The sequence below is a fragment of the Aurantimonas sp. A2-1-M11 genome, from assembly GCF_036549475.1.
Lineage (GTDB): Bacteria > Pseudomonadota > Alphaproteobacteria > Rhizobiales > Rhizobiaceae > Aurantimonas.
Genome location: NZ_JAZHLI010000008.1, coordinates 95,818 through 108,385, shown reverse-complemented (window position 1 = coordinate 108,385; position 12,568 = coordinate 95,818). Strand labels below are relative to the sequence as shown.

The window sequence follows — 12,568 nt, the reverse complement described above, 5'->3', positions numbered from 1 at the left end:
ACAGCCGGAGGTGATCGGGATGGGCAGGCCGAAGGAAATGACGGACGCCGAGCGGGCCGAGCTTCGGGCGAAGGGCTACCGGCAGCTTGAGGTGTGGGTGATCGATCGAGACAGTGAAGCCTATCGTACGGAAGTCAGACGGGAATTGAATGCAATAACCGAGGCGGATCGCAACGATCCCGATATCGACGAATGGGTCGTCGCTGTCCGCGGCAACCTCTGGGATGATGATGCGTCGTGAAGCGTGGCGACATATTTACCGTCTCGACGCGTGGCCTGGCTTCAAAGCCGCGTCCGGCCATCATTCTTACGGCCGATGAGTTTCTGCAGTTGGATCGTCCGGTCATCTTGTGCCCTCTGACGAGCACGGTCGTAGACGCGCGGCTTGGTCGCATTCGGATAGAGCCGTCGGACGAGAACGGGCTGCATGCAACCTCGGAAGCGATGCTTGAGCGTCTTGGAGCAGCGCTGCCGAACGAATTGGGTCGACGGATCGGTCAACTCGGCAAGGACGACATTGATCGCCTCAACATCGCGGTGATCAACGTTCTTGGTCTGGCTCCGACCGCCGCCATCGTATCAGCGATAGGGAAACTTTCATGACCACAGTCATCAAGGGCGGCACGATCGTCACGGCCGATCTCACCTACAAGGCCGATATCCTGATCGATGGCGATACCATCGCGGCGATCGGTCCGGATCTGTCCGGCGACGAGGTGATCGACGCGTCCGGCACCTATGTCATGCCGGGCGGCATCGATCCGCACACCCATATGGAAATGCCTTTCATGGGCACCCATTCGGCGGACGATTTCGATTCCGGCTCGGCGGCGGCGCTGGCCGGCGGCACCACCATGACCGTCGATTTCTGCCTGCCGGCCCCCGACCAGGGCCCGATGGACGCGCTGCAGACCTGGTTCCAGAAGGCCGGCCCTGCGCGGACCGACTATTCCTTCCACATGGGCGTGACCTGGTGGGGGCAGAAATATTTCGACGAGATGCCCAAGGTGGTCGAGGCCGGCATCAACACGTTCAAGCATTTCATGGCCTACAAGGGCGCGCTGATGGTGAATGACGACGAGATGTTCGCGTCCTTCACCCGCTGCGCCGAGCTCGGCGCCATGCCGCTGGTCCATGCCGAGAACGGCGACGTCGTCGCCTTCCTGCAGCAGAAGCTGCTGGCCGAGGGCAACAACGGGCCCGAGGGCCATGCCTATTCGCGCCCGCCCGAGGTCGAGGGCGAGGCCGTCAACCGCGCCATCATGATTGCCGACCAGGCCGGCGTGCCGCTCTATGTGGTCCACACCTCCTGCGAACAGGCCCATGAGGCGATCCGCCGGGCCCGCCAGAATGGCATGCGCGTCTATGGCGAGCCGCTGATCCAGCATCTGGTGCTGGACGAGAGCGAATATTTCCATCCCGACTGGCAGCATGCCGCCCGCCGCGTGATGTCGCCGCCCTTCCGTGACAAGAAGAACCAGGATTCGCTCTGGGCCGGTCTCGCCGCCGGTTCCCTGCAGGTGGTGGCGACCGACCATTGCGCCTTCTCCGACGAGCAGAAGCGCATGGGGCTCGGCGACTTCACCAAGATTCCCAACGGTACCGGGGGCCTGGAAGACCGGCTGGCGGTGCTCTGGACCAAGGGCGTCGGCACCGGGCGGCTGACGATGAACGAATTCGTCGCCGTGACCTCGACCAACATCGCCAAGATCCTCAACATCTATCCCAAGAAGGGCGCGATCCTGGTCGGTGCCGACGCGGATCTGGTGATCTTCGACCCCGCCGCCACCAAGACCATCTCGGCCAGGACCCAGAAATCGGTGATCGAATACAACGTCTTCGAGGGCATCGAAGTGACCGGCCTGCCGGTCATGACGTTCTCGCGCGGGCGCCTCGCCTACAAGGAAGGCGACGTGCGGGCGGACAAGGGCAATGGCCGCTTCGTCGAACGGCCGGCGAGCGCCCCAGTATCGAAGGCGCTCTCGACCTGGAAGGAACTCACCGCGCCAAGGAAGGTCGAACGCACCGGTATTCCGGCGAGCGGGGTCTGACGGGTTGAGCCAGACCATGCCCCGCCCGATCGGACAGGACGCGGCTACCCCCGCATCCAAACCGGTCATCGAAGCCCGCAATCTCGACCTCGTCTTCGAGACCGCCGACACGCCGGTCCATGCGTTGAAGGGCATCGACCTCACCGTGGAGGCTGGCGAGTTCGTCTCCTTCATCGGGCCGTCCGGCTGCGGCAAGACCACGCTGCTGCGCGTGATCGCCGATCTGGAACAGCCGACCGGGGGGTCGGTCTCGGTCAACGGCATGACGCCCGACCAGGCGCGCCAGGCGCGGGCCTATGGCTACGTGTTCCAGGCCGCCGCGCTCTATCCCTGGCGCACCATCGAGAAGAACGTCGCCCTCCCGCTGGAGATCATGGGCTTCGACAGGGCCGAGCGGCAGCGGCGGATCGACGTCAATCTCGAACTCGTCGGCCTGGCCGGCTTCGGCCGCAAATATCCCTGGCAATTGTCCGGCGGCATGCAGCAGCGCGCCTCCATCGCCCGCGCCTTGTGCTTCGATCCGGACCTGCTCCTGATGGACGAGCCCTTCGGTGCGCTCGACGAGATCGTCCGCGACCATCTCAACGAGGAACTCCTGAAGCTCTGGGCTAAGACCAGGAAGACGGTGGTCTTCGTCACCCATTCGATCCCCGAGGCGGTGTTCCTGTCGACGCGGATCGTGGTGATGAGCCCGCGGCCCGGCCGCATCCACGAGATCATCGACTGCGATCTCGGGCCGGACCGCCCGCTAGACATCCGCGACACGCCGGAATTCCTCGCCATTGCCCACAGGGTGCGCGAGGGACTGCGGGCAGGGCACGGCTATGACTGACCGGAGTTTCGCAGGCCCGCAATCGATCCGGGGTGGGCCATGACGTCGCCCGCCACCCGCATTGCCGAGCCGGGTGCGGCGATTGGCTATGCCGGCCCCTTGCGGCGGCTGGGGCGGCGCATGCGCGACGGGCGGACCGTGCCGGTGCTCACGGTCGTCCTGGCGATCCTCGCCATCTGGTATCTCGCTGCCATCGGCATGAACTGGGCGACCGAGACGGTGAAGCTCGAGCGCGCCGGCGCGCCCTATGGTGTCGGCGACACGATCGCGGCCACGTGGTCGGCGGAGCGTCCTGTGCTGCCGGCGCCGCACCAGATCGTGGTCGAGATCTGGAAGACCACCGTCGGCGTCAAGCCGTCCTCGCCGCGTTCGCTGCTCTATCACGCCTGGGTGACGCTCTCGTCCACGCTGCTCGGCTTCGTGATCGGTACCGCGCTGGGCGTGCTCCTGGCGGTCGGCATCCTGCATTCACGCACGCTCGACAAGAGCCTGATGCCTTGGATCATCGCGTCGCAGACCATCCCGATCCTGGCCATCGCACCGATGGTGATCGTCGTCCTCAATTCCGTCGGCGTGACCGGCCTGCTGCCCAAGGCGATCATCTCCACCTATCTGTCCTTCTTTCCCGTGGCCGTGGGCATGGTGAAGGGCCTGCGTTCGCCCGACGCCATGCTGATCGACCTGATGCACACCTATTCGGCCACGCGCAGCCAGACGCTGGTCAAGCTGCGCTGGCCGGCGTCGATGCCGTTCCTGTTCACCTCCATGAAGGTGGCGGTGGCGGCCGCCCTTGTCGGCGCCATCGTCGGCGAATTGCCCACCGGCGCCGTGTCCGGCCTCGGCGCGCGCCTGCTCGCCGGCTCCTATTACGGCCAGACGATCCAGATCTGGTCGGCGCTCGCCGCCGCCGCGATCATGGCCGGCATCCTCGTCTGGCTGATCGGGCTCGGCGAGAAGGCCTCGCTGAAGCGCATGGGAGCCCGACCATGAGCGCCCGGAACCTCGTCGGCCAGGGCCCGGGCGCGATCGCCCTGACCGGCGGCCTGTCCGCCATGGCCGCGATCGCCGCCCTGGCACTGCTCGGGGTGGACCAGCGCGGCCCGCTGCTGGTCCTCGCCATCCTGGCCTTCTGGTTCGCCTCCTGGCGGCTGACCGTCAATCTCGCGGCCATCGAGCCGCAAGGCCGGATGGCCCGCACCGCGCTGCAGGTCGTCATTCCGCTCGTCTTCGGCGTCTCGCTGCTGTTCCTCTGGGAGTTCTTGGTGCGGGCGATGCAGGTGCCGATCGTGCTGCTGCCGGCCCCGTCCGCCATCGGCGTACGGATCGCGAACTCGCTGCCGATCCTGTGGGCGGACTTTGTCCAGACCTTCCTGAAGGCGGTGGTCGTGGGCTACGGCCTCGGCTGCGCCAGCGGCTTCGCGGTCGCCGTGCTGGTCGATCGCTCCTCCTTCCTCAAGCGCGGCTTGCTGCCCGTCGGCAACCTCGTCTCCGCGCTGCCCATCGTCGGCGTCGCCCCCATCATGGTGATGTGGTTCGGCTTCGACTGGCCGTCCAAGGCCGCCGTGGTCGTTGTGATGACCTTCTTCCCCATGCTGGTGAACACCGTCGCCGGGCTCTCGGCCGCCGGCGCCATGGAGCGCGACCTGATGCGCACCTATGGCGCAGGACCCTGGCAGAGCCTCCTCAAGCTGCGGCTGCCGGCGGCGATGCCCTTCATCTTCAACGCGCTGAAGATCAACTCGACCCTCGCCCTGATCGGTGCAATCGTGGCCGAGTTCTTCGGCACGCCGATCGTCGGCATGGGCTTTCGCATCTCGGCCGAGATCGGCCGCATGAACACCGACATGGTCTGGGCCGAGATCGCGGTGGCGGCGCTGGCCGGCTCGCTGACCTATGGCATCCTGTCCGTCATCGAGCGGATCGTGACATTCTGGCATCCGTCCTACCGCAAGGGCTAGGCGGTGACGCAACGCAGCAGCAAAGGAGAATGTGCATGAGAAAGCTACTGGCAGGTGCCACGATGGCGTTGGCAGGTCTCGGCCTGGCGATGCCGGCAATGGCGCAGGATGCCCTGACCCTGCAACTCAAATGGGTCACGCAGGCGCAGTTCGCGGGCTTCTACGTCGCCCAGGAGAAGGGCTTCTACGAAGAGGCCGATCTCGACGTCACCATCAAGCCGGGCGGGCCCGACATTGCCCCGGTCCAGGTGCTGGCCGGCGGCGGCGCCGACATCGTCGTCGACTGGATGCCATCGGCGCTCGCCGCCCGTGAAAAGGGCGTTCCGCTGGTCAATATCGCACAGCCCTTCGAGCGCTCCGGCATGATGCTGACCTGCCGCAAGGAGACCGGGATCGAGGATCCCGAGGACTTCAAGGGCAAGACCCTCGGCGTCTGGTTCTCCGGCAACGAATATCCGTTCCTGTCCTGGATGTCGCAGCTCGGCCTCTCGACGCAGGGCGGCGCAGACGGCGTCACGGTGATCAAGCAGGGCTTCAACGTCGACCCGCTGATCCAGAAGCAGGCCGACTGCATCTCCACCATGACCTACAACGAATACGGCCAGGTTCTCGATGCCGGCATCCCGGCCGAGGAACTGGTGGTGTTCAACTACACCGACCAGGGCGTCGCGACCCTGGAAGACGGGCTCTACGTGCTGGAAGAGGATCTGCAGAAGCCCGAGATGGTCGACGCCTATGCCCGCTTCGTGAAGGCATCCATGAAAGGCTGGGCCTACGCCGCCGAGAATCCCGAAGAGGCCGCCGGGATCGTGCTCGACAACGACATGACGGGCGCCCAGACCATCGAGCACCAGACCTTCATGATGGGCGAGATCGCGAAGCTTCTCGGCGATGACGGGGTGCTGGACACGGCGGCGGCCGACAACACCGTCGGCGTCCTGATGTCGGGCGGCTCTGACCCGGTGATCACCAAGGCGCCGGAAGGCGCCTGGACGAGCGTCGTCACCGACAAGGCCGCCGAGATGGAATGACCGCAAGGCGGTCAAACCCAACCAGTCGAGAAAGGCCGGGGCGTGTCCCCGGCCTTTTGCGTGGTGGGGCCGGTCAGTCGCCCCACACGTCGCGGGCGATGGCGACGCAGCGGTCGAGCTTGCGCCACTGGTCCTCGTCGGACAGGTCGTTGCCATGGGCGGTCGAGGAGAAGCCGCACTGATGGGAGAGTGCGCACTGGTCGAGGTCGACGAATTGCGCCGCCTCGTCGATGCGCCGCTTGACGAGATCGGCCGGCTCCACGGTCCCGGATTTCGAGGACATCAGGCCAAGCACCACCGTCTTTCCGGACGGGATGTGGCGCAGCGGCGCGAAGTCGCCGGAGCGCTCGTCGTCATATTCCAGGAAGAAGCCGTCGACCGCCATCTCGTTGAACAGGATCTCGGCCACCGGCTCGTAGCCGCCTTCGGCGACCCAGGCGCTCTTGAAGTTGCCGCGGCACAGATGCACCGCGACGACCATGTCGTCGGGCCTTTGCGCAATGGCGTCGTTGACGAGGCGGCAATAGAGGCGCGTCAGCGCGTCCGGGTCGTCGCCGCGCCTGGCCGTGCTGGCGCGGATTGCGGGATCGCAGAGATAGGCGAGGTTGGTGTCGTCCATCTGCAGATAGCGGCAGCCGCGATCGGCCAGGTCCCTTATCTCTGCGCGGTAGGCGGCGCTCAGATCGTCGTAGAACTGGTCGAGGTCGGGATAGACGTCCCGGGAGATCGCGTCGCGGCCGCCGCGGAAATGCAGCATGGACGGCGCCGGGATCGTGACCTTCGGGGTCTGGCGCGTCTGGGTCTTCAGGTATTCGAAGTCGGCGCCCTGGATGGGACCGGCATGGCGGACGGGTTCGCTGATGTGCATCGTCGGCGGGGCGAAGCCGACCGCCGTGCCGTCATCCTTGCGAAACGCGTTCTTGAACTCGCCATAGGTGACGTCGACGCCGTCGAGCTGTTCGAGGAAGTCGACATGGAAATAGGTGCGGCGGAACTCGCCGTCGGTGATGCCGCGCAGGCCGACATCCTCCTGCCGGCGCACCAGGTCGGCGATGCAGGAATCCTCGATGTCGCGCAGTTCCTCCCTGGCGATCTTGCCGTCCTGGAACCGGGCGCGAGCCGCAGCCAGGCGTTCGGGCCGCAGGAAGCTGCCGACATGGTCGGCCTTGAAGGGAGGTTTCATGGGGTTATCCGGCTCGTCTGTCATGGGAGAGGGCAGGGCGAACACCGTGCTGATACCGGGGCCATGTGAGCGGATCGGCCGGCTTGTAAAGGGCGCGGCCGATCCGGACGGGCGATCGGCCGCGCTCTTTCCGTCAGTCAGGCGGTAGCCGGGGCGCCGCTTCCATGCACTCTGGCGCCCTTGGCCAGCGGATCACCGAGAAGCGGGCTCGGCACATCCTCGCCGCGCCGCCGCCGGAACCACGCGACCAGGCACTCGCCCAGCATCAGCAGAGCCGGCGTCAGCACCAAGGTCAGCACCGTGGCGAAGGTCAGGCCGCCGGCGATCGCGCTCGACAGTTCCGTCCACCACTGGGTCGAGGGCGCGCCGAACGCCATGGTGCGGTTGATGAAGTCGATATTGACCCCGATCACCATGGGCATCAGGCCGAGGACGGTGGTGATCGAGGTGAGGAACACCGGCCGCAGGCGCTGGGCGCCGGTACGCAGCAGCGCCTCCAGCGGCGGCTGGCCCGAGCGGCGCAGGTCGTTGTAGGTGTCGATCAGGACGATGTTGTTGTTCACCACGATGCCGGCGAGCGCGATCACGCCGATGCCGCCCATCACCACGCCGAACGGCCGGCCTGTGAGCAGGAGGCCGTAGAAGACGCCGGCGGTCGAGAACACGATCGCGCTCATCACCAGGATGGCCTGGTAGATCGAGTTGAATTGGGTCACCAGCACCAGGAACATCAGGAAGATCGCCGCGCCGAAGGCGCCGCCGAGGAAGCTCATCGCCTCGGCCTGGTCCTCCGCCTCGCCCCCGAAGCGGAAATCGACGCCGGCGGGCAGGTTGGCCTGTTCCAGCGCCTGCCGAAGGCTGACGATCTGGTTGTTGACCAGAAGCCCCTCGACGACGTCGGCTTCCACCGCCATGACCCGGCGCTGGTCGATGCGGATGATCGTGCCGACCCTGGGCGCCGGCTCGAAGGAGACGAAGTTGCGGATCGGCACGAGCCCCTGGGAGGTTGGAATCCTCAGGTCCTGCAGCCGCTCCAGCGTCCGGTCGCCGGCCGGGAAGCGCACGCGGATCGGCACCTCGCCGTCACCGCCGGCATCTTCCGGCCGGTAGTTCGAGACCTCGATTCCGGCGGTCAGCAGCCGGACCGCCTGCCCCAGCAACGAGACGTCCGCGCCGTAGCGCGCCGCCTCCTCGCGGTTCACCTGCAGCTGCCATTCGACACCGGGCAGGGGCCTTGTGTCGGTGACGTCGGTGAAGCCGCCGATCTCCTCCATCAGCGCGCGGGTCGTGGCGATGCCTTCGGCCAGCGTATCCAGCGAGGGGCCGAGCAGCTTGACGTTGACGGGCTTGCCGCTGGCCGGGCCGTTCTGCTCCTGCTGGACCTGGATGGTGATGCCGGGAATGTCGGCGACGCGGGCCCGGATGTCGTCGAAGATCGCGGTCGCCTGGCGCCGCTTGTCCCATTCGTCGAGTTCGAGCTGGATGGTGCCGATGACGTCGGCGCCGACCTGCCGCGCCCCGCCTTCGCTCAGCGTGCGGGCATAGACGGTCTGCACCTCCTCCATGCCGAGCAGGCGGTTCTCGACCCGGCGCACCAGGGCGTCGCGCTCGAAGATCGAGAAATTGTCGCGGGCGCGGATCTGCACCTGGGCGAACTCCGGCTCGATCGACGGAAAGAACTCGACGCCCTTGCCGTATTGCGCATAGCCGAAGAACGCACCGACGAGCAGGACGATCGCAATGACCAGGGTCGCGAAGGGGGCCTTCACGGCACCGCGCAGGACCCGCAGATAGGTGCCGGTCCAGCCGCCGATCTGCGACATGTCGCCGGTCTCGGCCGCTTCGAGTGCGGCGCGCTGGCGTGCCGGCATCGGCTGCGCCTTGCCGATCATGCCGCCCAGGACCGGGATGAACACCAGCGCCATGAACAGTGAGGCCGTCAGGGTGATCATCACCGTGATCGGCAGGAACTTCATGAACTCGCCGACGATCCCGCTCCAGAACAGCAGCGGCAGGAACACCGCCAGCGTCGTCACGGTCGAGGCGATGATCGGCCATGCCATGCGCCGCGCCGCCTGCCGGTAGGCCTCGCGCGGCGAGGCGCCTTCCAGCAGCCGCCGGTCGGCCAGCTCGGTCGTCACGATCGCGCCGTCGACCAGCATGCCGACGACGAGGATCAGCGAGAACAGGACGATGATGTTCATCGTGTAGCCGGCGAGCCAGAGGATCGCGATGCCGGCGAGGAAGGAGCCGGGGATCGACAGCCCGACCAGCACCGAGGTGCGGAAGCCGAGTGCCGCGACGATGACGATCATCACCAGCACGATGGCCGAGATGACGTTGTTCTCCAGGTCGCCGAGCATTGTCTGCACCTGCTCGGACTCGTCCTGCAGGTAGCGCACGCCCACCGTCTCCGGCCAGGCTTCCTGGTGGCGCGCCACCACCTCGCGCACGGCCGCCACGGTCTCGATGATGTTGGCGCCGGACCGCTTCTTCACTTCCAGCGCTAGCGACGGCTCGCCGTCGATGCGGGCAAATCCCTGCGGGTCCTCGAAGGTGCGCCGGGCGATCGCCACGTCCTTGAAGGTCAGCACCGTCGACCCGTCGACCTTGATCGGCAGGTCGAGGACGTCCTGCGCGTCCTCGATCAGGCCGGGCACCTTCAACACGATGCGGCCAGCCCCGGTGTCGAGGGCGCCGGCGGCGATCAGCCTGTTGTTGCGGCTGATCTGGCTGACGAGTTCGTCGAAGGACAGATTGTAGGTCTCGAACACCGTGGGGTCGATCAGGACCTCCATCAGCTCTTCGCGTTCGCCGCCGATGTCGATTTCCAGAACGCCCGACAGGGCCTCCAGATCGTCCTGCAGGTCGCTGGCGATATTGACCAGCGAGCGCTCGGGGATCGGGCCGGACAAGACGACCGTCAGGATCGGGAACAGCGAGGTGTTCACCTCGGTGACCACCGGTTCGTCGACCTCGGCCGGCATGTTGGGCTTGGCGCGATCGACCGCGTCCTTGACGTCGGTCAGCGCCTCGTCGGCGTCGAAGCCCGCCTCGAAACTCAGCTGCACCGAGGCGAAGCCCTCCGAGGCATGCGCCTCCATCTCGTCGAGACCGGTGAGTGACGACAGCTCGGTCTCTAGCGGCCGAACCAGCAGGCGCTCGCTGTCCTCCGGCGAGATCCCCTCAAGCACGGCGCTGACATACATCACCGGAATCGGGATGTCGGGCGAGGATTCCTTCGGGATCGCCTGATAGCCCACGATCCCGGCGATCAGCACCAGGATGAGGAACAGAAGGACCGTGCGTGAGCGATCGAAGGCGGCGTCGATGAGCGTTCTCACTGGCCGGTCTCCGGGGCACCGCCGACAAGCAGGGCGCCGGCAAGGGCAGGCGTGACCTCCCCGGTGACTTCCATGCCGTTGTCGCGCTGATAGTCGCGGATCGCCGAGCGGGTCGAGGCCCCCAGGACGCCATCGACCACACCGGGCGAATAGCCGAGTGTCGCCAGCCGTTGCTGCAGCACTCGCACCGGCAGGTCATCCAGCGACACTTCGGCGCGGGATGCCGGCTCGCCGTCGAGGGAGGCGGTTTCCAGGCCGGCCTCCGCCTGGGCGTTGGCGTTCTCAGGCGCGGAAGGAGTTGCTTCGGCGTCTTCCGGTGCGTCCGCGTCGGCGTCACCCTGTGCGACGATCCCCTCGACGCCCGCCGCGCCGGCGGTTTCGCCGACAATGTCCGGCGCGGGTTCGGGCAGGGACATCTGCGCATCGGGCGCTGCCTCCGGCTCCCCGGGCTCGGGCGCAACGACCCGCACGGTCTCCCCGGCCGCCACGAAGCCCTGGCCAACGGAGATGATGCGCAATTCTTCCGGCAGTCCCGCCGCCCAGATGCCGTCGGTCTCGGCGCGCACGAGTTCGATCGGATGGAAGCTGACCGTCTCGTCCTCGTCCACAGCCTTGACGCCGAGTGTGCCGTCCGGGCCGAGCGCGAGCAGTGCCGCGGAGATGAAGTGCGCCGGCGTTTCGCCCGTCGGGATGCGCACCTGCGCCGAGATGCCGGCAGGGATGTCGCGATCGGGATTGGCCACGACGACCTCGACCGGGAAGGTACGTGTCGCCGCGTCGGCATTCGCCGCGATGTAGCGCACCGTGCCCTCGCGCGCCTCGCCGGTGATGAAGGTGACCGCGGCGGGCTGTCCGACCCGGACCTTGCCGACATTCTGCTGAGCGATCTGGACGTCGACGGTCAGCGGATCGATGTCGATCTGCGTGCCGACTTCGGCACTCGCGGCAACGAATTCGCCGAGATCGAGGTCGAAATCGTCGAGGACCCCGGTGATCGGCGCGCGGATCTCGGTATCGCCGGTGGTCTGCCGGATTGCCGCCAGCGCGGCCCGGGCGCTCGCCAGTTCCGCCTGCGCGGCCTCGACCTCGGCGGCGGTCGAATAGCCGCGATTGGCCAGCCCCGACACGCGATCGTACTCGCCCTGCCGGCGCGACAGCTCGGCTTCGGCCTGAGCGACCTGTGCGCCGCGATCGTCGAGAGCGATGCGCGCGATCAGGGTGCCTTCGTCAAGGAAGTCGCCCTTGGCGACGAGGATTTCCTCGACCGTGCCGCCGACCTTGGCCCGCACGGGCGTGATCCGGTCAGGCGAGACCTGGCCCTCGGCGGCAACGAACTGGGTCACGGCCTCGGCGGTCGAGCGGAAGGCCTCGACGGTGAAGGGCTGCTGCTGGCGCGCTTGCGGCGCCTCGGCGACCTCTTCGGCAGGGTAGAGATAGCCCGAGCCCATCCACGCCACGAGGGCGAGCACGAACAGCGCCGCAAGCCAGCCGGCATAGGATCTCGGTTCCCTGCCCGCAGGCACGGTGTCGGCGGCCGGTGTCTGTGTCCGGTTGTCGTCGCTGCTGGTCATTGTCCGTCCGGGGTTTGCGCGCGTGCGGCGGAGCCCGCCAGGCGCGCGGCGATCTCTGCAAAGCCGGCGACGGCCGTTTCGAAGAACAGACGCGCTTCGTCAAGGCGGGCTCGTGCGACATCATTGCCGTCGGGCAGGGCGTCGGCAGTCTGGGCAATGGTCGTCAACGTCTCGCGCATCCGCGCGATGATCCCGAACATCATGTTCGCATAGGGGCGTTCGGCGAGACGGAAGAAATCCTGGCGATCGCCGGGCATCGCGACGCGTTCGATCAGGCCCTTCCCTTCCAGAAGCCGCGCATTGGTCGAGATCGAGCCGCGACTGACCTGCAGGGTCTCGGCAAGTGCGCCGAAGCTTACCGGTTCGGGCGTGAGGATCAGGAGGCCGAACAGCCGGCCGGCGATCCGCGGCAGGCCTTCGGCTTCCATGTGGTTGCCCATCCGGTCGACGAAGCTTGCGCGGATGACGCCGCTGTCGTGGCCGGAGACGGCTTGCGTATCGAGTGCGATGTTCATGCGGCGCAGTTAAGCGGGTCGCATCGTTCAATCAAGACTGAACGGCCGCAAATCGGTCAGCGGCCCGCTGAATGCCGCCGATG

General features: G+C 66.9%; 11 protein-coding genes. 7 read left to right on the top strand and 4 right to left on the bottom strand.

The window, feature by feature from the left end; all coding sequences use genetic code 11:
- The first annotated feature begins 19 nt into the window (after positions 1-19).
- The 7 genes from VQ042_RS05885 (at position 20) to VQ042_RS05855 (ending at position 5,872) form a co-directional block, all read left to right on the top strand.
- Positions 20-241 carry an antitoxin MazE-like protein gene (locus VQ042_RS05885; protein ID WP_331816547.1) on the top strand — a complete coding sequence of 74 codons (222 nt, stop codon included), beginning with the start codon at positions 20-22 and terminating at the stop codon, positions 239-241.
- Positions 238-603: a type II toxin-antitoxin system PemK/MazF family toxin gene (locus VQ042_RS05880; RefSeq protein ID WP_331816545.1), complete on the top strand. Its 366-nt coding sequence runs from the start codon at positions 238-240 to the stop codon at positions 601-603. Before VQ042_RS05885 ends, VQ042_RS05880 begins: the two co-directional genes overlap by 4 nt.
- Positions 600-2,051, top strand: coding sequence for a dihydropyrimidinase (hydA, locus tag VQ042_RS05875; protein ID WP_331816543.1), 1,452 nt, complete (start codon positions 600-602; stop codon positions 2,049-2,051). The genes VQ042_RS05880 and hydA overlap by 4 nt, the downstream gene beginning before the upstream one ends.
- Positions 2,052-2,067: 16 nt before the next feature.
- The gene (locus VQ042_RS05870) at positions 2,068-2,883 is read left to right on the top strand and encodes an ABC transporter ATP-binding protein (RefSeq protein WP_331816541.1); all 816 of its coding nucleotides are present in this window, start codon (positions 2,068-2,070) and stop codon (positions 2,881-2,883) included.
- 39 nt (positions 2,884-2,922) lie between these two features.
- Positions 2,923-3,873, top strand: coding sequence for an ABC transporter permease (locus tag VQ042_RS05865; protein ID WP_442880040.1), 951 nt, complete (start codon positions 2,923-2,925; stop codon positions 3,871-3,873).
- A 62-nt stretch (positions 3,874-3,935) separates the two neighbouring features.
- Entirely contained in the window at positions 3,936-4,841 is a 906-nt protein-coding gene (locus VQ042_RS05860) for an ABC transporter permease (RefSeq protein ID WP_331816589.1), read from the top strand.
- 35 nt (positions 4,842-4,876) lie between these two features.
- Positions 4,877-5,872: an ABC transporter substrate-binding protein gene (locus VQ042_RS05855; protein WP_331816539.1), complete on the top strand. Its 996-nt coding sequence runs from the start codon at positions 4,877-4,879 to the stop codon at positions 5,870-5,872.
- 73 nt (positions 5,873-5,945) lie between these two features.
- Here the strand turns inward: VQ042_RS05855 and VQ042_RS05850 are convergent, their stop codons facing one another.
- The 4 genes from VQ042_RS05850 to VQ042_RS05835 all read right to left on the bottom strand — a co-directional run bounded on the left by VQ042_RS05850 (position 5,946) and on the right by VQ042_RS05835 (position 12,485).
- On the bottom strand, positions 5,946-7,055 hold the full coding sequence (locus VQ042_RS05850) for a 5-methyltetrahydropteroyltriglutamate--homocysteine S-methyltransferase (RefSeq protein ID WP_331816537.1): 1,110 nt from the start codon (positions 7,053-7,055) through the stop codon (positions 5,946-5,948).
- A gap of 137 nt (positions 7,056-7,192) precedes the next feature.
- Complete coding sequence (locus tag VQ042_RS05845) at positions 7,193-10,399, bottom strand: efflux RND transporter permease subunit (RefSeq protein ID WP_331816535.1); 3,207 nt, start codon at positions 10,397-10,399, stop codon at positions 7,193-7,195.
- Positions 10,396-11,970 (bottom strand): efflux RND transporter periplasmic adaptor subunit, encoded by a 1,575-nt coding sequence (locus tag VQ042_RS05840; protein ID WP_331816533.1) that lies wholly within the window; start codon positions 11,968-11,970, stop codon positions 10,396-10,398. The genes VQ042_RS05845 and VQ042_RS05840 overlap by 4 nt, the downstream gene beginning before the upstream one ends.
- On the bottom strand, positions 11,967-12,485 hold the full coding sequence (locus VQ042_RS05835; RefSeq protein ID WP_331816531.1) for a GbsR/MarR family transcriptional regulator: 519 nt from the start codon (positions 12,483-12,485) through the stop codon (positions 11,967-11,969). Before VQ042_RS05835 ends, VQ042_RS05840 begins: the two co-directional genes overlap by 4 nt.
- Positions 12,486-12,568: the final 83 nt, after the last annotated feature.

What these genes read in the sequence shown, in the direction of transcription:
- VQ042_RS05855 (WP_331816539.1), top strand. Translation starts at nt 4,877, where the DNA reads ATGAGAAAGCTACTGGCAGGTGCCACGATGGCGTTGGCAGGTCTCGGC.
- VQ042_RS05835 (WP_331816531.1), bottom strand. Translation starts at nt 12,485, where the DNA reads ATGAACATCGCACTCGATACGCAAGCCGTCTCCGGCCACGACAGCGGC.
- hydA (WP_331816543.1), top strand. Translation starts at nt 600, where the DNA reads ATGACCACAGTCATCAAGGGCGGCACGATCGTCACGGCCGATCTCACC.
- VQ042_RS05885 (WP_331816547.1), top strand. Translation starts at nt 20, where the DNA reads ATGGGCAGGCCGAAGGAAATGACGGACGCCGAGCGGGCCGAGCTTCGG.
- VQ042_RS05860 (WP_331816589.1), top strand. Translation starts at nt 3,936, where the DNA reads ATGGCCGCGATCGCCGCCCTGGCACTGCTCGGGGTGGACCAGCGCGGC.
- VQ042_RS05840 (WP_331816533.1), bottom strand. Translation starts at nt 11,970, where the DNA reads ATGACCAGCAGCGACGACAACCGGACACAGACACCGGCCGCCGACACC.
- VQ042_RS05865 (WP_442880040.1), top strand. Translation starts at nt 2,923, where the DNA reads ATGACGTCGCCCGCCACCCGCATTGCCGAGCCGGGTGCGGCGATTGGC.
- VQ042_RS05870 (WP_331816541.1), top strand. Translation starts at nt 2,068, where the DNA reads ATGCCCCGCCCGATCGGACAGGACGCGGCTACCCCCGCATCCAAACCG.
- VQ042_RS05850 (WP_331816537.1), bottom strand. Translation starts at nt 7,055, where the DNA reads ATGAAACCTCCCTTCAAGGCCGACCATGTCGGCAGCTTCCTGCGGCCC.